Below are 22,621 nucleotides of genomic sequence, written 5' to 3'. Positions count from 1 at the left end.
TTTATGAAGATGAAAAAAATCGGTTCCATGCTGATGACTGCCGCCGTTGTGGCCACCCTTGGGGCCGGCGTCGGCTGCAAGAAGAAGGAAGAGGCCCCCGCCGGTGCCCCGGCCGCTGCGGGCGATACCGTGAAGATCGGCTTCCTCGGCGCTCTCACCGGCGACGTGGCCATGTTCGGCAAGCCGACCCTCGACGGCATGAAGATGGCCGCCGAGGAGGTGAACGCCGCCGGCGGCGTCAACGGCAAGAAGATCGAGATCGTGGAGGCCGACAACCGCGGTGACAAGCAGGAAGGGGCCTCGGTCACCCAGAAGCTCATCAGCCGCGACGGCGTCGTGGCCATCGTGGGGGATCCCACCACCGGCATCACCAAGGTTGCCGCCCCCATCGCCCAGAAGGCCCAGGTGGTCCTCCTCTCCGCCGGGGCAACCGGTCCCGGCGTCGTGGAGACCGGCGACTTCATCTTCCGCAATACGCTTCTGGACAGCGTCGCCATCCCCGCCTGCATCGACTTCTTCGCCAAGGACATGGGGTACAAGAAGGTGGCGGTCATGACCTCCGACAACAACGACTACTCCGTGGGCCTCTCCCAGACCTTCCGGGACGCCGCCAAAACCAAGGGGATCGAAATCGTTGCCGACGAGAAGGTGAAGGACGGCGACAAGGACTTCAGCGCCCAGATCACCAACATCAAGGCCAAGAAGCCCGACGTCATCTTCTTCTCCGGCTACTACACCGAGGGTGCCCTCATCATGAAGGAGGCCCGGAAGCAGGGGATGAAGGCCAATATGTTCGGCGGCGACGGCCTCTTCTCGCCGAAGCTCATCGAGCTGGGGGGGAGCGCGGTTGAAGGAACCATGGCGGCCCTGGGCTTCTCCCCGGAGCAGGCATCTCCCGTGACCGCCAAATTCGTGGAGGCCTACAAGAAGAAGTTCAACGGCGCCGAGCCGGGCCTCTTCGACGCCCAGGGGTACGACGGCGTCATGATGATCGTGGACGCCATGAAGCGGGCCAACAGCACCGACCCGAAGGTGTTCAAGACCGCCCTCGCCCAGACCAAGAACTACGAGGGGGTTTCCGGCACAATCACCATCCGCGCCAACCGCGAGCCCATCAAGACCCCGCTGGCTCTTCTGGAAGTCAAGGGCGGCAAGTACGCCCTGAAGGCCAAGGTTCCGGTCAAGCTGGACTAAGCGGGTTCACCTCTTTTTGCACAAACAATGACTCCCCGTGGGAAATCACGTCTCGCGGGGAGTCATTGTTTTTCAAGGTGATTGCATCACTTCTCCGCTTGGACGTAAGGTCTCGCGAGAGCTTCCCGTTCCGGCTTTGCACTTGCCTATTGACATGCTCAACAATGCCCGATTATGATCTTTCAACTAATGAAAGCGTTACCTGAGCATATGCAACCAACCCTGCTTCAAAAAATCATAGCCGTTGTGCTCCTCATGGCTGTTATAGCCATCGCAGGCAATGGTCGCTGCTTCGCTCAGGATGTAGACCATTCCCTTCAAGCATCATACGGCAAAGCCGACAGGACTGCTCTCAAAGGGAACTGCGGCGAAGAAAGCCCCTGCAGCCACGATGATAACGGAGCCACTGCAGACCATTGCGGCGCCTGTTTTTCTTGCCCTTGTCATGCCCCTTTGAATATGCACGGGACACAGATTGCATATTCCCCCACTATTGCCAGCATGTCTTTTCATGACTACCTCAGCACCCCATCCGACGTTTATCGCTCCATCTTTGTCCCCCCGCAGAACCTTGTCTAATACGCTGAAGTAACAGCCCTCACCGCTGTTCGAGGATTCTTGCGTCCTGCGCCTGAATTCCTGCCGCTTCAGCATCCCCACAATTCAATCAGCAAAAAGTACTGCAAGGAGGTCTGACTTGACACGAGCATATCGTTTCGTGCCGGGAGCGGTCCATCTGCTCTTGGCGTTCCTGTGCCTTGCCCCCCGTGGGGCTTCTGGCGAAGTACGGTCGTTGACGCTGCCCAAGGCAGTCGAGTACGCCCTGGCAAACAATGGTGAACTGAAGGCGCTGCGCGCCGAAAAAGAGGTGGCCCGGGCAGGTCTGGAGCGCGCCGTGCTCTTTCCCAATCCCACCCTGGAACTGGCGGGCGATACCGGTGCACTGACCGGAAGCTCTGACGAAAGCACCGTCTCCATCGGGCTTTCCCAGGAATTCCTGACCGGCGGCAAGCGCGCCAAGCGCCTGAGTGTCGCCGAACGGGAGACGGAGGCGGTCCATCACCAGATCGCCGACCAGGAGCGGCTGCTCACCCTGGAGGTGAAGAGCACCTTCTACGAGCTCATGCTGGCGCAAAAGCGGCGGGAGCTGGCGCAGCGAGCCATCGACCTCAACGGCAAGCTTCTGGAGATAACACGGGAGCGTTTGGCTGCGGGCGACATTCCGGAGCTTGAGGTGAATCTTGCCCGGGTCGAAGTGGCCCGAAGCGAGGGGAGAAAAATCGGGGCCGAGCGCGAGTTCAGCCCGCTTCTGGCCAGGCTGCGGACCCTGCTGGGGTTCCCGGTCGGTGACGATGTCAGTTTCGACGGTACCCCCGAGCGGCGGCCGCTTGCAATTACTCCCGACGAACTCACACGTCTCGCCCTGGAGAACCGGCCCGACCTGAAGACGTTTGAGGCGACCCGCGCCAAAGGGGACGCCGCAGTTGAGCTGGCAGAAACAGAGCGTATCCCGAATGTGACCCTTGGAGTCGGCTACACCCACGAGCGGAGCGTGGATGCCACCGGCGTTGAGGATGAGAAGACCAGCGACAACCTCCTGGGGGTGAAAATCTCCATCCCGCTCCCCCTCTTCGACCGGAACCAGGCCGGCATCCGCGAGGCCCGGGCCAGGAAGCTGAGCGCCGAGAATCGCCTGGAGTTCGCCCGCACGAGCGTGGCACGTGAGATCGAAGGAGATTACGCCCGGCTTGCGGCGGCCGAGAAAGCCCTCGACCTCTACGCCACCGGCATCCTCCCCCAGCTTGAGGAGAACCTGAAGCTCGTCCAGGAGGCCTACCAGCTCGGCGAGGTCGGCATTCTCTCGGTCATCGAGGAGCAGAAGAAATACATCGAAGTCCACGACGGCTACCTCGTCGCCCTTGCGGACCGGCAGATTGCCCTGGCGCGGCTCGAAGCCTCGGTGGGAATCGACTTTCAGAACAAAACCAGCGGAGGTGCGCAGTGAAACGCAAGGGGATCATCATCGGCATCATCATCGCTCTCGCCCTGGGCGGGGGGATTGTGTACAGGTTTACCCATCTGACCACCGGCGGAGGCGAACACAAGGAAGAAGCGGGACATAACGAGGCCGGCCATAAGGAAGAAAAAGCCGGCGGCCATGAAGAAGGCAAGGAACATACGGAAGAGAAAGAAGGCCATGAAGGTCACGACGAGCATGGCGAGACCGGCAGCGTCAAGATGACCGCCGAGGTGCAGAAGCAGAATGGCGTGGTCGTCACGCCGGCGAAAAAACAGCGCCTGGCGGGGGTCATCAGCGCCACCGGCAAGGTGGAAGCCAATGCCGACCGCATCGCTCATGTTTCACCGCGCATCTCAGGCAAGATCGTCGCCGTCAGGGCCTCGCTGGGGGACAGCGTTGCCGCTGGTCAATCCCTGGCGACCCTGGATAGCGTTGAACTGGGGGAAGCCCTCAACCGCTACCGCCAGTCAAAAACGAAACTCGCCCTGGCCCAATCAAATATGGACCGGATCAAGGCCCTGGTGGAAAAGAAGATCGCCGCCCGCAAGGATATCTTTCAGGCAGAGACCGATTACAAGACCGCCCAAACCGAGCTGCATACCGACGAAGAGCGCTTGTTGCTGTATGGCATTTCTACGTCTGAACTTAAAGGAGACAGCCAAAAAAAGCCGCTCCTGCCGGTCCGCTCCCCCATCGGCGGCATCATTACCGAAAAACATGCCATCGTCGGCGAGCTGGCCGACCCTTCCACGAGCCTCTACACGGTTGCTGACCTCTCGTCGGTCTGGGTGCTGGTGGACATCGGCGAAAGGGACCTGGCCAAGGTGCGTAAGGGGCAGCCGGCAACGGTCACGGTCGGCGCATACCCTGACCAGAAGCTGAAAGGTCGTATCACGTACATCGCCGACCTGGTTGACGAAGCCACCCACACGGTAAAGGCACGAGTCGAGGTTGCCAATCCCGGCCGCAAGCTGAAACCGGAGATGTTCGCCACCGTCGAATTGGCGCTGGCGGGTGACGCACCGCCGGTTCTGGTGGTTCCCGAAGATGCCATACAGGATCTGGATGGGAAAAAGGTGGTGTTCATCGCGGAAACTGAAACTGAATTCGCGGCGCGCCAGGTCCAGGCGGGCCGGGCGGCAGGCGGCATGGTCGAGATTGTTTCCGGGCTGCAGGAAGGTGAGCGCTACGCGGTCAAGGGGGCGTTCATTCTCAAGTCGGAAATAAAGAAGGGTGAAGTGGTTGACGAGCATGGCCATGGGAAGTGATCTGTAGGGGCGCTGCTTGCCGCGCCCTGATTGGGCGAAGCAAGCGCCGCCCCTACCTGGGGGAGAAAAAACGATGCTGGAAAAAGTGATTGCCTATACGTTACGGCAGAAAGGGATGGTCATATTCCTGTCGTTGCTGATTGTTGCGTTCGGATTGTACTCATATCTGCGACTGCCGATTGATGCCTTTCCGGACGTCACCAACATTCAGGTTGAAGTGGTAAGCCACGCCGATGGCCTGTCGGCAATAGAGATTGAGAGAAATGTAACCTATCCGATCGAGATGGCCATGCGCGGCCTCCCCGATATCGAACAGATGCGTTCGGTCACCAAGTTCGGCCTGTCGATTGTCACCATTGTATTCAAGGACACGGTGGATATCTATTTTGCCCGGCAGCTGGTGTTCGAGCGACTGGCGGAGGCGCGGGAAAAGGTTCCCAAGGGGGTCGAGGTCGCCATGGGGCCCATCGGCACCGCCATGGGCGAGATCTACCAGTATACGCTTGAAGGGAAGATGCCCGATGACCCGCAGCAGAAGATTGCCTACCTTACCAACCTGAGAACCATCCAGGAGTGGATTGTCACGCCGCAGTTGAAAAGTGTTGCCGGCGTAAACGAGATCAACTCCTTCGGCGGGTACTTCAAGCAGTACCAGGTGATTGTGTCACCGGAGAAGCTGCTGAAATATGCCATAACCGTGGATGATGTCTATTCCGCCATCGGCAACAACAATGAAAACGTCGGCGGCAACCTCCTCGAACGGGGCACGGACCAGTACATCGTCCGCGGGGTCGGTTTGATAAAGGATGTCAGCGACATAGAAACCATTGTCCTGAAATCTGCCGGTGGGACTCCGACGTATATCCGCGACGTCGCCCAGGTAAAGGTCGGCGAGGCAGTCCGGATGGGGGCCGCCATGAAGGACGGCAAGGATGAATGCGTCGGCGGCATCGTCATGATGCTGCGCGGCGAAAACAGCCGCGACGTTGTGCGCCGGGTTGCGGATAAAGTCAGGGAGATGAATGAAAACAATGTGCTCCCCGAAGGGATCAAGCTGGTTCCCTTTTACGACCGGAGCGACATTGTGAAGGCGAGCGTCAGCACGGTCAACAAGGCGCTGCTGGAAGGTTCCATTCTGGTGCTGATCGTGCTGTACCTTCTGCTGAACAGCTTCCGGGGCAGCTTTGTCGTCCTTATAGCCTTGCCCCTTTCGCTGCTGGCGACATTCATTGTCATGAAACTTGTCGGCATAACCGCAAACCTGATGTCCCTCGGCGGGCTGGCCATCTCCATCGGCATGATCATCGACACGACCATCATCCAGGTGGAAAACGTCCAGCGACATCTGAGCGAAGAGGGGGGGCAACATCCCAAATTGCTGACCGTGCTGAAAGCGGTCATGGAAGTCAGAAAGCCGAGCATCTTCGGCGAGCTTATCATCGCCCTCACCTTCATCCCCATTCTTTCCCTGGAAGGGATCGAAGGGAAGATGTTCAGCCCGCTGGCCATAACAGTGGCGATTGCACTGCTTGCGTCTCTGTTCCTCTCAATATTCGTTATTCCGGTCCTCTGCATCCTCTTCCTGAAACCGCACCCGGAAAAAGAGAGCTTCATCATGAAGCATGCAAGCAGGCTCTATCTGCCGCTGCTCGACTATGCCATGAACACGAAACGCGTGGTTCTGAGTGTTGCCGGAGTTCTCCTGATTGCCTCGCTCTTTCTGGTAACACGGCTGGGAACGGAATTCATCCCCATCATGGATGAAGGCTCGTTTGACATGGATGTCGCCATGCTTCCCGGTGTTTCCCTGGCAAAGGCGATGGAGGTGAATCAACTGGCCGCGGCAAAGCTGATGCAGTTTCCCGAACTTGATACTATCGTGGGACGAACCGGTCAGACCGGGGTCGCCCTGGACACCAGAGGGTCGGACAAGACCGGCTATGTGGGGATCTTCAAGCCAAAGAGCGAATGGAAACGTGATATATCGAAAGAAGAGCTGACCAATGAGATGCGGGAGTCCCTGGAATCGGTTGCGGGAATAAACTTCGGCTTCAGCCAGCCGATCCAGTGCCGGATTGACGAACTTGTCGCCGGAACCCGGGCGCAGCTGATTCTCAAACTGTTTGGCGAAGATATCACCGTGCTCAGTGAAAAATCGGCCGAAATCGCCAAGGTTCTGTCCACGGTAAAGGGCGGTACCGATCTGAATGCGGAAAAGGTTACGGGGCAGCCATACCTGACCGTCAACATCGACCGGGCGAAAATTGCCCGGTATGGCCTTAATATCAGCGATGTGCAGAAGGTTATTGAAATTGCCGTGGCCGGTAAAGCGGCATCACAGCTGTACGAAGAAAACCGCAGCTTCGATATCACTGTTCGCTTGCCGGAAGAAAAAAGGAACTCCCTGGAAGCGATCAAGAATCTGATGATTACCACGAAAACCGGGATCAATGTTCCGCTCGAACAGCTGGCAGAGGTGGAAATGATCGAAGGCCCGGCTCAGATCAGCCGCCAGGACGGGGTGAGAAGAATCGGGATCGAGATGAACATTACCGGCAGGGATATCGGCAGTTTCGTTGCCGAGGCAAAACAGAAGATCAAAGAGAATGTCAAACTGCCGGCAGGTTATTATCTCACCTGGGGCGGGCAGTTCGAGAACCAGCAGCGTGCCATGAAAAAACTGATGATCATCGGACCCGTTGCCATCGGCTTGATCCTGCTTCTGTTGTACGTCACCTTCAGGTCAATCCGCCTGGCGCTTCTGGTCATTTCCAACCTCCCCTTTGCCTTGATCGGCGGCGTCTTTGCTCTCTTCATCTCCGGTCAATATCTGTCCGTTCCGGCGTCAGTGGGGTTTGTCGTCCTGTTTGGCGTTGCTGTCCTGAACGGGCTTGTCCTGGTTTCGCGCATCTCGCAACTGCGCGATGAAGGCCTTGAATTGCAGGAGGCAATCAGGAAGGGGAGCCTTGACCGGTTGCGCCCGGTACTGATGACTGCATCCATCGCGATTTTCAGCTTGATGCCGATGCTGCTGGCCAGCGGAACCGGCTCTGAAATTCAGAAACCGCTCGCTACGGTTGTTGTGGGAGGGTTGGTAACCTCGACCCTGCTTACGCTGTTGATTATTCCGTCAGTGTACAGCTGGTTTGAAAAGAGAAGAGTCGAGGAAGAGATGTAATTGAATCTGCCTTTGAGGGCATCTCACAACAAAAGGTCAGGCCAAGGAGAATTTTATGAAAGAGATAAAAGCCATAATAAGACCATCGAAATTATTGGAAGTATCCGAGGAACTTCATGAAATTGAAGGACTGCCGGGAGTGACCGTGTCCGAAATAAAAGGATTCGGCAAAGGCCGAGCCAAAAACGCACAAGATAAAGTTACTTACGAGATGGTTGAGTTAATTCCGCGCATACAACTGGAAGTCGTTGTCGATGATGCGATGGTTGATGATGTTGTCAACGTGATCCAGAAATATGCCCATACCGGCAATACCGGTGATGGGAAAATATTCGTATCTACTGTGGATGAAATAGTAAAGATCCGAACAAATGAAAGGGGCAGAGATGCTCTTTAGCCGAACTGGTAACGGAAGCGTTCAGGTATAGAGAGGGTCTTACAGATATTTTCTTCCCAAAGGGGGACGTTAGAGCGTCCCCCTTTGTTGCATACGCTCGTTGAACCGCCGCACGTGAGCCTTGGCCAACTCCGTCCCCCCTGCCCATGCTGCCACGGTCATCTCCGCCAGGGCCATGTGAAGCTCCTCTCCTTGAATATCCGATTCTGCCTTGCCGTGCGAAACATGAGATTTCCTTCCCGTTGCATCATCATGATACAGAACTACAATGGTTGAACCGTCATGACACTTCAGACAAGTCGCCCGACACGACGGTCCATTGCCTCACAGGAACGGGGAAAAGGAGCGCGCAATGCTTAGCAGCGAACTGAACGCACGGATCATCGGACGCGGCAAGGAATTTTTCGGCAGCATCTCCGGCGAGAAACCCTCCCTCTTCAACAAGGGGGCCTGGATGGGCAAGGCCATGGACTGGAGCATGCAGAACGAGCAGTTTAAGATCCAGATGTTCCGGTTCGTGGACGTGTTCCCCTCGCTTACCACCAGCAGGCTCCTGACAGAACACATCCGCGAGTATTTCGGCAATGAAGAGGCAATGCCCCCGTTCATGTCCACGGGGGCCAAGGTGGCAGGGATGCTCGGCTCCTTCGGCGTTGCCGTGCTGAACAAGGTGCTCACCTCCAACATCGAGGAGATGGCCCGCCAGTTCATCGTGGGGGAGACCACGAAGGAAGCGGTGAAGAACCTGGAAAAGCTCCGCAAGGACGGCTTCGCCGCCGTGGTGGACGTTCTCGGCGAGGCGACCCTCTCCGAAGAGGAGGCCGAGGCCTACACCAATACCTACCTGGAGTTGCTGGAGGCCCTAAAGAAGGAGCAGGGGAGCTGGAAGGGGCTGCCCGGGAAGGGGGGCGATCCAAATCTCGACTGGGGCCACGCCCCCAAGGTGAACGTGGCGGTGAAGCCGACGGCCCTCTACTGCCTGGCCAACCCCCAGGATTTCGAGGGGTCGGTGGTCGCCATCCTGAACCGGATGCGCCGCATCTTCCAGAAAGTGGTGGAGCTGAACGGCTTCCTCTGCATCGACATGGAATCGTACCGCCACAAGGAGATCATCCTGGAGGTCTTCCGGCGCCTGAAGCTTGAGTACCGGGACTATCCCCACCTGGGGATCGTGCTCCAGGCCTACCTGAAGGATACGGACAAGGACCTGGACGACCTCCTGGCCTGGGCGAAGGAGCAGAAGGTCCAGATCTCCATCCGCCTCGTGAAGGGGGCCTACTGGGACTACGAGACGGTCAAGGCCAAGCAGAACGACTGGGATATCCCGGTCTGGACCATCAAGGCAGAAAGCGACGCCGCCTTCGAGCGCCAGGCCCGCAGGATCCTGGAAAACCACCCGATCTGCCACTTCGCCTGCGCCTCCCACAACATCCGCTCCATTTCGGCGGTCATGGAGATGGCGAAGGAACTGAACGTGCCTGATGAGCGCTACGAGTTCCAGGTCCTCTACGGCATGGCAGAGCCGGTCCGCAAGGGGATCCTCAAGGTGGCGGGGCGGATCCGCCTCTACGCTCCCTACGGGAACATGGTGCCGGGGATGGGGTATCTGGTGCGCCGGCTCCTGGAGAACACCGCCAACGAATCGTTCCTGCGCCAGAGCTTTGCCGAGGACGCCCAGATCGAGCGGCTCCTGGAAGACCCGGTCGTGACGGCGGAGCGGGAGCGGGCCGCCCGGGCGGCGAAGCCCAAGAAGGAGCGGAAAGGCCCCGGCGGGCTCCCCGCCTTCTATAACGAGGCGATGGTGGACTTCACCCGGGCCGATCACCGGGCAGCCTTCCCGAACGCCATCGCCCAGGTGCGGACCCAGTTGGGCAAGACCTATCCCCTCTTCATCAACGGGAAGGAGATCCGGACCACCGACCTCATCCCCACCGTGAACCCCAACAGGCCCTCCGAGGTCCTGGGCCAGATCTGCCAGGCCGGGACGAAGGAGGTGGGGGACGCCATCGCCGCCGCCAAGGCCGCATTCCCGGCATGGCGCGACACCGATCCCCGGACTCGGGCCGAGTATCTCCTCAAGGCGGCCCAGGCGACCCGCAAACGCGCCTTCGAGCTCTCGGCCTGGCAGATCCTGGAGATCGGCAAGCAGTGGGACCAGGCCTATGCCGACGTGACCGAGGCCATCGACTTCCTGGAATATTACGCCCGTGAGATGATCCGGCTGGGAGAGCCCCAGCGGGTGGGACACGCACCGGGAGAGCTGAACCACTACTTCTACGAGCCCAAGGGGGTGGCCGCGGTCATCGCCCCCTGGAACTTCCCCCTGGCCATCAGCATGGGGATGGCGTCGGCGGCCATCGTCACCGGCAACTGCGTGGTCTTCAAGCCGTCGGGGATCACCTCCATCATCGGCTGGCACCTGGTGGAGCTCTTCCGGGAGGCGGGGCTCCCCGAGGGGGTCTTCAACTACACGCCGGGGCGCGGTTCGGTCATGGGGGATTACCTGGTGGACCACCCGGACGTGAGCCTCATCGCCTTCACCGGCTCCATGGAGACGGGGCTGCGGATCATCGAGCGGGCCGCCAGGGTCCATCCGGGCCAGGCCAACGTGAAGAAGATCATCTGCGAGATGGGGGGGAAGAACGCCATCATCATAGACGACGACGCCGACCTCGACGAGGCGGTCCCCCATGTCCTCTACTCGGCCTTCGGGTTCCAGGGGCAGAAGTGCTCCGCCTGCTCCCGGGTCATCGTTCTGGACGCGGTCTATGACAAATTCATCGAGCGGCTCGTATCCATGGCCAGGGCCACCAAGATTGGCCCCTCCGAGGACCCGGCCCACTACATGGGGGCCGTGGCCGACGACAAGGCCCGGAAGAGCATCAGGGAGTACATCGAGATAGGGAAAAAGGAAGGGCACCTCCTCTACGAGAGCCCGGTGCCGGCCGGCGAGGTGTACTACGTCCCCATGACCATCATCGGCGGCATCCGGCCCGAGCACCGTATCGCCCAGGAGGAGATCTTCGGCCCGGTCCTGGCGGTCATGCGGGCCAGGGACTTCGACGAGGCAATCAACTGGGCCAATTCCACCAAATTCGCCCTCACCGGGGGGATCTTCAGCCGCAGTCCCGAGCACCTGGCCAAGGCCCGGCGGGAATTCCGGGTGGGGAACCTCTACATCAACCGGAACAACACCGGCGCCCTGGTGGAGCGGCAGCCCTTCGGCGGCTCACGCATGTCCGGGGTCGGCACCAAGGCGGGGGGGCCCGACTACCTCCTCCATTTCATGGACCCGAGGGTGGTCACCGAGAACACCATGCGACGCGGCTTCGCGCCCCACGAGGAGGATGACGACTGGGTGGAGTAAAACAGGGCTTTGCGGGGGGCGGGAGAAATCTCGGCCCCCCTTCTCATCCTGAAAACGGCAGTTGCCGTAAGCCCTTCGGAGCGAAGAAGGGCTTACGGCAACCGCCGAATATAGGATTATTCCGGTTGCCTGAGCAGATATTTGAAGGCCGGGATCAGCCGTAGCATCTTACCATCCGCCGAAAGTTCTTCCTCTTCCTCATAGGTGATGATCTCACCACACTCCAATCCGGTTTCATCCAGGGCTTTGATCAGAGAACGCAATTCGCGGTTGCGTGTTCCTTCGTCACCCATGGCATGCACGACCTGGATCAACTGCGTGATCTTGCCACCGGTACAGCAGGCGAAATCAACCTCAAGGCCATTACCGGTCTTGTAGTAGTAAAGTTCATGGCCTTGGCGTTTCAGCTCCAGATAGACCTGGTTCTCCAGCAGATGTCCAAGATTTTCACTGAAGCTGAATCCCACGGCACCGGCCATCCCTGTGTCAATAGCGTAGACTTTTTTCGGGCTTTTGATTTGTTCCTTCACGGAAAACGCAAAGGAATCGAGGGTGAACAGCAGATAGGCATCGCTGAAATACCCCAGATACTCCTTCACGGTTTTATCGTTGAGGCCCACCAGCGCCGCCAGCTTGTTGAAGCTGTAGAGAGAGGAGATATTCGACGCCAGGTAGAAAAATAGATTCTCCAGATCGACGGCCTTCTTGATGGAAAACCGGGGTGCTATATCCTGGTAGAGGATGTTTCTGGCGTACATCACCAGAATCTCTTTTTTTGTTGCCGGCAAGTCCACAGCGCTGGTTTCCGGGAACCCGCCAAAACGAAGGTAGTCGTCGAGAAGTTTGCGCAGCCGGTTACGATGCCTGGTCACTGCAACTGCATCGGAGATGTTCAGCCCATTGGCTGCGATAAACTCCGGGAACGAAAACGGATACACCTCCACCGGCATCGCCCGACCAGAAAGAAGGGTGATGAACTCAGAAGTAAGAAGGTGCGAGTTGGACCCGGTGACGATGAACTTGATACCCTGCTGCTCGTACTTTGCCTTGACGAAAACCTGCCATTCAGGGAAGAAATGCACCTCATCGAGGCAGCAGTAAACCGGTCCCACCGGTGCAACCAGCTTCAGATAGTCATCATACGCCCGTTCAAGGTAAGAGACATCGGCGCGGTGACGGCTGAACTGGGGATTTTCCAGATTGAGGAAGAGTATGTTCCGGGGGGGGACCCCTTTGTCGCGTATCAGGTGGTTAATCGTCTGCCGCACCAGGGTGCTCTTGCCGGATCGACGCACACCGACCAGAGCGATAATGTGGGGCAGTTCCAGATAACCCTTTACCTTATTGAGAATGCTGCGTGAGACCCCTTCCTGGTAGAGAGTCCCATCCCAATGGGGATTCTGGTCAACAATTACAGACTCAAACATATTAACTCCGAACTAAACGTGTATAGTTCGTATTATAGCGCGAACTGAATACATTTCAAACAGAATTGTCAACCCCACCAAGTTGATCTGCATTGTTTAGAGCATCCTGTTACTACTGAGGGGCGGGAGAAATCCCGCCCCCTTGTTTTTCCGTGAAACCATACTAACATTTCAAAATATCAACAAATTCCCTATCGAAACGCTTGCACAATCTTTTTTTCCTGTGGTATACAGGTCAGACCTCTTGGGGCTACCTGTCTCCAACCGCCCGATGCCCCGCCTCTTCTGCAGCACCCCCATTACCGTAATCGAAACAACGTCTCGCACCGCAGAGAGGAACCCATGCTCCTGCAACAACTTATCAACGGGATAGCCCTCGGCAGCACCTATGCGCTCATCGCCCTGGGCTACACGATGGTGTACGGCATCATCACCCTCATCAACTTCGCCCACGGCGAGATCTTCATGGTCGGGGCCTTCGTGGGTCTCTTCCTCGTGACGGTCCTCAAGCTCAACATCTTCGTGGCCATGGCCGGCGCCATGGTCTTCTGCATGGTCATGGGGGTGGTGATCGAGCTGATCGCCTACCGTCCCCTGCGGAAATCGTCCCGGCTGTCGGCCCTCATCTCGGCCATCGGGGTCTCCATCTTCCTCTCGACCCTGGCCCTCATGGTCTTCGGGGCCGATGCCAAGGGATACCCCGACGAGGCCTTCCCCGTGCGGCAGATCAACATCGCCGGGGCGGAGATCTCAACGCTCCAGCTCCTCATCATCGGCGTTTCGGCATCTCTCATGCTGGGCCTGGAATTCATCGTCAAGAAGACTAAAATCGGCAAGGCGATGCGGGCCACCTCCGAGGACTACAACACGGCGGCCCTCATGGGGATCAACGTGAACCGGGTCATCTCCTTCACCTTCGCCCTCGGCTCGGCCCTTGCCGCGGCGGGCGGGGTTCTGGTGGGGCTCCTCTTCAAGGCCGCCAGCTTCAACATGGGGCTCATGGCGGGGCTCAAGGCCTTCTCGGCCGCGGTCCTCGGGGGCATCGGCTCCATTCCCGGCGCCATGCTCGGGGGGCTGCTGCTGGGTGTGGCAGAGGTCATGGGAGTGGCGGCCGGCTACTCCTCCTACCGGGACGCCATCGCCTTCGCCATCCTCGTCCTCGTGCTCCTGGTGAAGCCCACGGGGCTCCTGGGGCAGAAAATCCAGAAAAAGGTGTAACGATCCATGGCTGAGGCCCTGCAGAATATCGTCAACCTGGTGGACCCCTACCTCCTCCAGATCCTGGTCAACATCGGCATCGCCATCATCATGGCCCTGGGGCTGAACATCATCACCGGCATCACCGGCCAGCTCTCCCTGGGCCACGCGGCCTTCATGAGCATCGGCGCCTTCACGAGCGCCCTCATCACCATCAAGCTCGGCCTCCCCTTCGGCCTGAACCTCCTCCTGTCGGGGATCGTGGCCGCCGCTATCGGAGCAGCCATCGGCTACCCGATCCTGCGGCTCACCGGCGACTATCTCGCCATCTGCACCCTGGGCTTCGCCGAGATCGTGAAGGTCGTCTTCCTCAACCTGGAAATCACCAACAAAGCCCTGGGCCTCTCGGTCCCCCCCCTCAAGTCCGCGATTCCAATGCCTTTCTACGTCTGGGGGGTCGCCATCCTCTCCATCGTCCTCGTCTGCTTCATGAAGGAGTCCCGCTTCGGCCGGGCCCTCAAGGCGATCCGGGACGACGAGATCGCCGCCGAGGCCATGGGGATCAACATCGCCCGCTACAAGGTCCAGTCCTTTGCCATCGGCTCCTTCATGGCCGGGGTGGGGGGCGGGCTCTACGCCCATTTCCTCAGCTACATCAACCCATCTGACTTCGGCTTCCTGAAGTCCGTCGACATCCTGAGCATGGTGGTCCTCGGGGGTCTCGGGAGCATCGCCGGGACGGTCTTCGGCGCCTCGGTCCTGGCCGCGGCCCCGGAGTTCCTCCGCTTCATGTCCCAGTACCGAATGCTCGTCTACGGGGGGCTCCTGGTTTTCATGATGGTCTTCAGACCCAATGGCCTCCTGGGCGGGGTCAACTTCACCGACCTGGTGCTCCGCGCCATCGGCAGAAAGCCGGCCACGGCCGAAATCGCCGAGAGACACCAGAAAAACTAACGGAACCGAACCATGTCGCTTCTGCAACTCGATAACGTAACGATCCGCTTCGGCGGCCTGGTGGCCGTGGACAGCGTCAACCTCACCGTGAACCAGGGGGAGATCCTGGCCCTCATCGGCCCCAACGGCGCCGGCAAGAGCACCATGTTCAACCTGATCACCGGCATCTACACCCCCACGGAGGGGACCATCTCCTTCAAGGGAAAGCAGGTAAGCGGCAAGAAGACCCACGTGATCGCCGCCGCCGGCATCGGCCGCACCTTCCAGAACATCCGCCTCTTCGCCGAGCAGTCGGTGCTGGACAACGTCCTCATCGGCGCCCACACCCGGGGGAAATGGGACCTGACCGGCGCACTCATGAAGATTGCCCCCTGGGTGAAGAAGGAAGAAGGAGAGCTGACCGAGTGGGCCATCGAGTGCCTCAAGCAGGTGGATCTTGCCCACCGGGCCTACGAGATGGCCGTGAACCTCCCCTACGGCGAGCAGCGGCGCCTGGAGATCGCCCGGGCCCTGGCCCTGAAACCCGACATTATCCTCCTGGACGAGCCGGCAGCCGGCATGAACCCCCAGGAAAAACAGGTGCTCCTGGAGATGGTGATGAAAATCCGGGCCACCGGCGTCACCGTCTTCCTGGTTGAGCACGACATGAAGTTCGTCATGGGGCTCTCGGACCGGATCGTGGTCCTCGACTACGGGGTGAAGATCGCCGAAGGGAAGCCCGAGGAGATCAGAACGAATCCACAGGTCATCGAAGCGTACCTCGGCAAGGCGGCAGCCCACTAATTCAAGGAACCATCAATGCTTGTCGTCGAAAACCTCTCCGTCAACTACAAGGCCATCAAGGCCCTCGTGAACCTCTCCTGCCGCGTGGACCAGGGGGAGATCGTGGCCCTCATCGGCGCCAACGGCGCCGGCAAGACCACGACCCTCAACACCATCTCCGGCATAGTGCCGGCCGCAGCGGGGCGCATTCTCTTCGAGGATGAGGACATCACCAAAGTTCCCCCCCACCAGATCGTCACGCGGGGGATCTGCCAGGTCCCCGAGGGTCGGCGGGTCTTCGCCAAGATGAGCGTCCTGGAAAACCTGGAGATGGGGGCCTACATCCGGAGCGACCGCAAGGGAATCGCCGAGGAGATGGAGCGGATTTTCCACCTCTTCCCCCGCCTGGCGGAGCGGAAAAAGCAGCTGGCCAAGACCCTCTCCGGCGGTGAGCAGCAGATGCTCGCCATGGGGCGGGCCCTCATGTCCCAGCCCCGGCTTCTCCTTCTGGACGAGCCCTCCATGGGGCTGGCGCCGATGCTCGTGGAGAAGATCTTCGAGATCATCCAGGAGATCAACAAGACCGGCACCACCATCATGCTCGTGGAGCAGAACGCCCACATGGCCCTTTCCATCGCCCACCGGGCCTACGTGCTGGAGACCGGCCAGGTGGTGCTCCAGGGGCCGGCCAGGGAACTGGCGGACAATCCCGAAATCAGAAAGGCCTACCTGGGAGAATGACCGACCAGAAGCCCATCATCAACCCCTACCTGGCCGTCCTGGTAGGGGTTTTTGCCGTCTCCTTCTCGGCCCTCTTCGTGCGCCTGTCAAGCGCGCCGGCCATGATCATCGCCACCTACCGGCTCCTCTTCACCTTCCTCCTCCTGGCCCCCTTCTCGGCCCACGAGCGGTTTGCCGGCGTTCGCCAGATGTCCCGCCGCCAGATAGGCCTCTCGGCGGCCAGCGGGGTCTTCCTGGCACTCCACCTGGTCACCTGGTTCATCTCCCTCCAGTACACGAGCGTCGCAAGCTCCGTGGTCATTGTCACCACCCAGCCGGTCTTCGTGGTTCTGGGCTCCTGGCTCTTCTTCCGGGAGAAGGTCCCCCGACCCGCCCTCCTGGGGATAGCCCTGGCCCTTTCCGGCAGCTTCGTCATCGGCGCCGGCGACTTCCAGGTGGGGATGCGGGCCTTTGTGGGCGACCTTCTCGCCCTGGCGGCGGCGATCTTCGTTTCCGGCTATCTCCTGATCGGGCGAAGACTACGGGGGAGCGTGGCGCTCAACGGCTACACCTTCGTCACCTACGGCTCCAGCGCCCTCGCCCTCGTGGCGGCGAGCGCCCTGGCCCGGGTCCCCTTCTACCCCTACCCGTCCCGCGACTGGCTCCTCTTCCTGGCCCTGGCCGCCGTCTGCACCGTCCTCGGCCACACGGTCTTCAACTGGGTGCTCCGTTACGTACAGGCTTCCGTGGTGTCGGTGAGCATCCTGGGCGAGCCGATAGGCGCCATCATCTGGGCCGCCATCTTTCTGGGGGAAAACCCGACCCCGCGCCAGCTGGCCGGCGGAGCCCTCATCTTCACAGGCCTTTTTCTCTTCACCCGGGTTACGGCCCGCCCCGTGAAGGAATAACCATTCTCTGCCTCCCTCCCCTCCCATTTGACAGACGACCTCTCGCTGCTAAAATGTGACCATAGTCGACCATTCCGACCGAACTCTTTGCAGGAGGTGGCACGGATGCTCATACGGGTCAAGTATCAGGACAACACCTATGACATGGTGAAGGCATGGCGTCTCGAAGAGTACATAGCCGCGGGGAAGATTTCCGCCTTTCACCGCGGTGACGGCTGGGTGTCCGTCGGCCGCGACCAGCTCCGCCACAGCGGCGACAAGGTCTACGCCGGCCCCGAGCGACGGCAACGGGAAAACAATCTCTCCCGGGCCGCCTGACCGAAATCCGCCGATGACCGGTGCCCGCGGGGCGCCGTTTGCACTTTTCAATCCAGGCCGACACCGGACGACTCCGCGGCAGAGCGCGGACAAGGAACGCGCGTTTCGGCCCTGCCCGGGAGGCGGCCCATGAACGGCAACGAGGCGACCCTCACCATTGAGCTTCAGAAGGATCTTGACGCGCTGCGACAGGGATACCTGGAACATGCGCCCCCCGACGTCGTCGCCACCATGGGGAAGGCTGCAGAAGAACTCATCCGCTCGGGGATCGTGGAACGGACCGTGCCGGTGGGTTCCCCTGCCCCCGACTTCGCCCTCCCCAATGCCGTGGGGCGGGAGGTGCGCCTCTCGGCCGTGACAGCCCGGGGCCCGGCGGTGATAACTTTCTACCGTGGGGCCTGGTGACCGTACTGCAGCCTGCAGTTGCGGGCCTATCAGAAAATACTCCCCCAGATAAAGCGCCTCGGAGGAGAACTCCTCGCCATATCCCCCCAGACCCCGGACAAGTCCCAGGCCACCCTCCTCAAGAACTTCCTCGAATACGAGGTCCTGAGCGACGTGGGGAACCGCGTCGCGCAGAGTTTCGGCCTCGTCTACCCCTTGGGCGCCGAGGTGCGGCGGATCTACCTGGGTTTCGGCGTCGATCTGGCCGAGTACAACGGCGACGATTCCTGGGAACTCCCCCTCCCCGGTACCTTCATCATCGACCGGACCATGACCATCCGGCTGTCATTTGCTGATGCAGACTATACTCGACGCCTGGAGCCCGCCGCGATCCTTGACACCCTCCGGGTCATTCGCGATGAAGGGGGTGCCCCGTGATTACCACACTCCTGGAAGGAAACCGGCGCTTCGTGGCCGAAACGTTCGAGAAGGAGAAGGAGTTGTTCTCCGAACTGGCCCGGGGGCAAAAACCCACGGTCCTCTGGATCGGCTGCTCCGACTCGCGGGTGCCGGTCAACACCATCACCCAGACAAAAGCCGGTGAGGTCTTCGTCCACCGCAATGTGGGAAACATCGTCGCCGCCAACGACTGGAACCTTTCCGCCGTCCTCGAATTCTCCATCAACCATCTCAAGATTCCCGACATCGTCATCTGTGGCCACTATGGCTGCGGCGGCATTCAGGCCCTCGACGAGGATAACACCGACGACAAGTACATCCCCATCTGGCTCATCAATGCCTACAAGGCGAAGGAGCGGGTCGACGAGAAGCTCCGGGCCCTCCACATCGACATCCCCACCGAGCAGCGGATGAAGCTGATCGTGGAGGAGAACGTCCGCCTCCAACTGGAACATCTGCGGGAATACCCCTTTGTCCGCAGGGCGGTGGTGGACGGCAAACTGACCCTCAACGGCTGGGTCTACGACATGGGTAACGGCGAGATAAGGATAGTCGCCACTGAGAGTGCCGCACGGTGCGGTGTCGTGCCCGGCGATCGCAGAAAAAAATAACGGCGTTATTAATTTTTACAAAGACACTCAAGAATATATTGCAAACTCCTTACTTCATTTATAGTATAGATAAAACATTGTATCATTATACGGATACAGCAACTGTAGCCCTGTGCACACCCAGTCAAGGAGGCCATCCCGGTGAAAAGTCATGTCTGGCGCCCCCTCTTCGTAGCAATCGGTCTTGTCCTGCTCATTATTGTGGTAAGGTCCTTCCTGGTACCCGATGATTTCGGCGTCTGGGAGCGGGGTTACATGTACGGCTTGCATCGCAAGGGAAACGAGGCGGAGTGGAAGAAGGTCACGGTCAAGTACCGGACCAAGGCGTACTGCAAGGAGTGTCACGCGGAAAAGGTGGAGAGCATCGACCGCTCGCCCCACGGTATTATCCCCTGCGAGAACTGCCATGGTCCGGCCATGAACCACCCCGAGGATCCGCCGACCCTCACCATTGACCACAGTCGCGAGCTCTGCATCCGCTGCCACGCCAAGCTCTTCACCCCGTCCAGCGGCCGGTCAAAGATCCGCGGCATCGATCCGGTGACCCACAACCCCGGGGCCGAGTGCAGCCTCTGTCATGATCCCCACCACCCGAATCTGGAGGCACTGAAACGTCATGAATAGACGAGAGTTTCTCAAACGGAGCATCGTGGTGGTCGCCGGGATGGCGGTGCCGACGGCGGCCCTGGAACTGATCGACCCGAAGAAGCTTCTGGCGGCCAAGCCGGAATTACGCTGGGTCTTCCTTGTCGACACGCACAGTTGCGTGGGATGCGGCTTCTGCGTGAAGGCATGCAAGATCGAGAACGAGGTCCCCTACGACGCCAACGTGACCCGAACCTGGGTTGAGCGGTACGTCATCACCAAGGATGGCAAGACCCACATCGACTCGCCCAAGGGGGCCCTCAACGGATTCACCTCCAAGAAGATCGACATCGGCCAGGGGCACACCAAGGAGATCAAGGATGAGGAGATCGTGCAGTCGTTCTTCGTCCCCAAGCTCTGCAACCAGTGCGAAAATCCCCCCTGCGTCCAGGTCTGCCCCGTTGGTGCCACCTACCAGACCGCCGACGGGGTGGTACTCGTGGACCGCACGTGGTGCATCGGCTGCGGCTACTGCATCATGGGGTGCCCCTACGGAGTCCGTTTCTTCCATCCGGTCTACCGTGTGGCGGAGAAGTGCAACTTCTGTTATCACCGCATCTCCAAGGGGATGAAGACGGCCTGCGTCGACGCGTGCCCCTTCGGTGCCCGCAAGGTCGGCAACCTGAGGGATCCCAATGACCCGGTGACGAAGATCATCATGACCGAGCGGGTCGCGATCCTCAAGGAGGAGTACGGCACCAAGCCGCAGGTCTACTACCTGGGTCTTTCCAAGGAGGTCAGATAGCCATGATGGTGCACGGAGAAGCCTGGACCATAAAGGAGTTCTTTACCTACCCGAACGAGTACATCTACTGGACCATCCAGATCGTCATGTATCCCTTCATGACCGGCCTGGTGGCGGGGGCCTTTGTCCTCTCATCCCTCTATCACGTCTTCGGGGTCAAGCAACTGAAGGACATCGCCCGTTTTTCCCTCGTCTTCTCCTTTGCGCTGCTGCCGACGGCGATGATGCCGCTCATGCTCCATCTGCAGCAGCCCCAGCGGGGGATCGAGGTCATGATGACCCCCCACTTCACCTCGGCCATCGCCGCCTTTGGCATCGTTTTCTCCACCTATGGGATGATCGTGGCAGCGGAGCTCTGGTTCGTCTATCGCCAGTATTTCGTGCAGACGGTTCACGAGCTGAAGGCGAAGCCGGACAGAACCGCCTGGGAATCGATCCTGATTCCGCTCTATTCGGTCCTGACCATGGGGGCCTGGGACATCAGCGAGCACGCCCTGGAAAAGGATGAGAAGGCAGTGAAGATCCTGGCCGGTATCGGGATCCCCGTTGCCTGCTTCCTCCACGGCTATGCCGGCTTCATCTTCGGGTCGGTCAAGGCCAACGCCCTCTGGATGACCCCCCTCATGCCGGTCATCTTCATCTGCTCCGCCGTGGTGTCGGGAATCGCCCTCTGCATCATCACCTATGTGGTCTGCATGGAGTTGAGGAAGCTGATCTTCGCGTGGAAGCGCAAGCAGAATCCCGACCTTCCCTCCACGGAGGAACTGAAGAGCGTCGAGGTCAACGTGGTGACCATGACCGTCAAGTACCTGATCATGTTCCTGATCCTGGCAATTACGCTGGAACTGCTCGACCTTATCTTCCGCGGCTATACGGCGGTGAAATCCTGGGATATCCTGCGCAGCGTCATCTACGAAAAGGACTTCACCAAGATATTCATTCTCCAGTACGGCTTCGGCAACCTGATCCCCTTTATCCTCCTGCTCATGCCGCGGCTCACTATCCGCAGGGCGGTGGTCGGAACCCTCATGGTGCTGCTCGGAGTGTTCATGATGCGGTGGAACGTCGTCATCGGCGGCCAGGCTTTCTCGTCCTCGTTCGCCGGTTTCATGGAATACCATCTCCCGATCTGGCCCCACGACATGGAGACCTTCAAGGAGGGTTTTTTTGGCGCTCTCATGGTAGCCGTCACCCCCTTTGTCCTCTTCTTCTGCCTTTCCCGGATTCTGCCGGTCTTTGGCCAAAAGGGTGGCCACTGACGCCATTGGACTGTTTCGCTGAAAACGGGAGGTGAGATCCGCAATGGCGATGTCGCCTGCCGTTTTCCGTTCCACGCACCAAAGGCTCCCCGTCGAACAACGGGGACAAAAAAAGGGCGACCATAGGCCGCCCCGGAGAAAGGAAGTGTGTCTATCAGATAGCGTCAGGCCAACGTCTTGGCCTCACCCTCGACGATCTCGATGATCTCCCGGTAGATGGCGATCATGACGCCGATCTCGCGCCACTTCTTTGCCACCATCCGGATCAGGGAGCAGGCATGGACCAGGGTGCCGGAGAAGATGAAGATCCCGGCGATGCGGGAATCCTCATTCCCCATCATGTAACAGGACACAACCCCCACGGTGATCATGGAGGCAAACCAGGCCAACTCGGGGCCCTTGAAGGGATTCTCCATGAGTGTCAGGAAATCCACGTAGTATCGGGAGAGTCCCCGCACCTTTTTGAGGAATTCCGTCAGCTCGTCCCCTGCATATTTCAAATATGCATAGGAGATGAACCGCTCCGCAGCCGACTTCCTCCCTGTCTTCATCCGCTCGTTCACGTACTTGTCGATTGCCTCGTCAATGACTGTCGTGTCCATAAGCCCACCCCTCTGTCTACTTTTCTCATACAGTGCGCAAAATGAGTCGGGATCATTCCTTCCCCAACTGGCCGTAAGTGCAATGGATTGGCCCGGTCGTGCTCCAGTTCCATCCCTTTCGTATCCACTTACCCAAACATTTTACACATAGTGTGCCAACTGCTTCATTTTTCACAGTTTGCGGCAATTTTTCAGGGGTTTACATA

Annotated in this window: 19 protein-coding genes; 17 read left to right on the top strand and 2 right to left on the bottom strand. The window is 59.4% G+C overall.

Annotated features, from left to right (window positions below):
* Nucleotides 1–3: 3 nt before the first annotated feature.
* The 6 genes from RCH91_RS13055 (at nt 4) to pruA (ending at nt 11,424) form a co-directional block, all read left to right on the top strand.
* A complete protein-coding gene (locus tag RCH91_RS13055) occupies nt 4–1,194 on the top strand; it encodes an ABC transporter substrate-binding protein (RefSeq protein WP_306535395.1) in 1,191 nt (396 codons plus the stop codon).
* Nucleotides 1,195–1,891: 697 nt separating this feature from the next.
* Nucleotides 1,892–3,199, top strand: a complete 1,308-nt coding sequence (locus tag RCH91_RS13050) for a TolC family protein (RefSeq protein ID WP_306535394.1) — start codon at nt 1,892–1,894, stop codon at nt 3,197–3,199.
* Nucleotides 3,196–4,482, top strand: a complete 1,287-nt coding sequence (locus RCH91_RS13045; protein ID WP_306535393.1) for an efflux RND transporter periplasmic adaptor subunit — start codon at nt 3,196–3,198, stop codon at nt 4,480–4,482. Before RCH91_RS13050 ends, RCH91_RS13045 begins: the two co-directional genes overlap by 4 nt.
* 73 nt (nt 4,483–4,555) lie before the next feature.
* Nucleotides 4,556–7,660 carry an efflux RND transporter permease subunit gene (locus tag RCH91_RS13040; RefSeq protein WP_306535392.1) on the top strand — a complete coding sequence of 1,035 codons (3,105 nt, stop codon included), beginning with the start codon at nt 4,556–4,558 and terminating at the stop codon, nt 7,658–7,660.
* A gap of 55 nt (nt 7,661–7,715) precedes the next feature.
* A complete protein-coding gene (locus RCH91_RS13035; RefSeq protein WP_306535391.1) occupies nt 7,716–8,057 on the top strand; it encodes a P-II family nitrogen regulator in 342 nt (113 codons plus the stop codon).
* A gap of 352 nt (nt 8,058–8,409) precedes the next feature.
* A complete protein-coding gene (pruA, locus tag RCH91_RS13030) occupies nt 8,410–11,424 on the top strand; it encodes an L-glutamate gamma-semialdehyde dehydrogenase (protein ID WP_306535390.1) in 3,015 nt (1,004 codons plus the stop codon).
* A 116-nt stretch (nt 11,425–11,540) separates the two neighbouring features.
* On the opposite strand, the gene RCH91_RS13025 is transcribed toward pruA, so the two are convergent.
* Complete coding sequence (locus RCH91_RS13025; protein ID WP_306535389.1) at nt 11,541–12,851, bottom strand: ATP-binding protein; 1,311 nt, start codon at nt 12,849–12,851, stop codon at nt 11,541–11,543.
* 342 nt (nt 12,852–13,193) lie between these two features.
* Between RCH91_RS13025 and RCH91_RS13020 the strand changes: the two genes are divergently transcribed.
* From RCH91_RS13020 to nrfD, 11 genes are all read left to right on the top strand, one after another.
* A complete protein-coding gene (locus RCH91_RS13020) occupies nt 13,194–14,069 on the top strand; it encodes a branched-chain amino acid ABC transporter permease (RefSeq protein WP_306535388.1) in 876 nt (291 codons plus the stop codon).
* A 6-nt stretch (nt 14,070–14,075) separates the two neighbouring features.
* On the top strand, nt 14,076–15,002 hold the full coding sequence (locus RCH91_RS13015) for a branched-chain amino acid ABC transporter permease (RefSeq protein WP_306535387.1): 927 nt from the start codon (nt 14,076–14,078) through the stop codon (nt 15,000–15,002).
* Nucleotides 15,003–15,014: 12 nt separating this feature from the next.
* The gene (locus RCH91_RS13010) at nt 15,015–15,785 is read left to right on the top strand and encodes an ABC transporter ATP-binding protein (protein ID WP_306535386.1); all 771 of its coding nucleotides are present in this window, start codon (nt 15,015–15,017) and stop codon (nt 15,783–15,785) included.
* Between the two features lie 15 nt (nt 15,786–15,800).
* A complete protein-coding gene (locus RCH91_RS13005) occupies nt 15,801–16,505 on the top strand; it encodes an ABC transporter ATP-binding protein (protein WP_306535385.1) in 705 nt (234 codons plus the stop codon).
* Complete coding sequence (locus RCH91_RS13000; RefSeq protein WP_306535384.1) at nt 16,502–17,392, top strand: DMT family transporter; 891 nt, start codon at nt 16,502–16,504, stop codon at nt 17,390–17,392. Before RCH91_RS13005 ends, RCH91_RS13000 begins: the two co-directional genes overlap by 4 nt.
* Nucleotides 17,393–17,497: 105 nt before the next feature.
* Complete coding sequence (locus tag RCH91_RS12995) at nt 17,498–17,710, top strand: GSU3473 family protein (protein ID WP_306535383.1); 213 nt, start codon at nt 17,498–17,500, stop codon at nt 17,708–17,710.
* A 129-nt stretch (nt 17,711–17,839) separates the two neighbouring features.
* A complete protein-coding gene (locus RCH91_RS12990; RefSeq protein ID WP_306535382.1) occupies nt 17,840–18,532 on the top strand; it encodes a peroxiredoxin-like family protein in 693 nt (230 codons plus the stop codon).
* The gene (locus RCH91_RS12985; protein WP_306535381.1) at nt 18,529–19,164 is read left to right on the top strand and encodes a carbonic anhydrase; all 636 of its coding nucleotides are present in this window, start codon (nt 18,529–18,531) and stop codon (nt 19,162–19,164) included. The genes RCH91_RS12990 and RCH91_RS12985 overlap by 4 nt, the downstream gene beginning before the upstream one ends.
* Nucleotides 19,165–19,305: 141 nt before the next feature.
* Complete coding sequence (locus RCH91_RS12980) at nt 19,306–19,788, top strand: cytochrome c3 family protein (protein ID WP_306535380.1); 483 nt, start codon at nt 19,306–19,308, stop codon at nt 19,786–19,788.
* A complete protein-coding gene (locus tag RCH91_RS12975; protein WP_306535379.1) occupies nt 19,781–20,554 on the top strand; it encodes a 4Fe-4S dicluster domain-containing protein in 774 nt (257 codons plus the stop codon). Before RCH91_RS12980 ends, RCH91_RS12975 begins: the two co-directional genes overlap by 8 nt.
* Nucleotides 20,555–20,559: 5 nt before the next feature.
* A complete protein-coding gene (gene nrfD, locus RCH91_RS12970; RefSeq protein ID WP_306535407.1) occupies nt 20,560–21,813 on the top strand; it encodes an NrfD/PsrC family molybdoenzyme membrane anchor subunit in 1,254 nt (417 codons plus the stop codon).
* Between the two features lie 164 nt (nt 21,814–21,977).
* Here the strand turns inward: nrfD and RCH91_RS12965 are convergent, their stop codons facing one another.
* The gene (locus tag RCH91_RS12965; RefSeq protein WP_306535378.1) at nt 21,978–22,415 is read right to left on the bottom strand and encodes a GSU0071 family protein; all 438 of its coding nucleotides are present in this window, start codon (nt 22,413–22,415) and stop codon (nt 21,978–21,980) included.
* Between the last annotated feature and the right edge of the window lie 206 nt (nt 22,416–22,621).

This window comes from Geobacter sp. (assembly GCF_030834625.1).
Lineage (GTDB): Bacteria > Desulfobacterota > Desulfuromonadia > Geobacterales > Geobacteraceae > Geobacter.
Note: the sequence above shows the minus strand (reverse complement) of the source record. Positions and strands in the feature narration are given on the sequence as shown.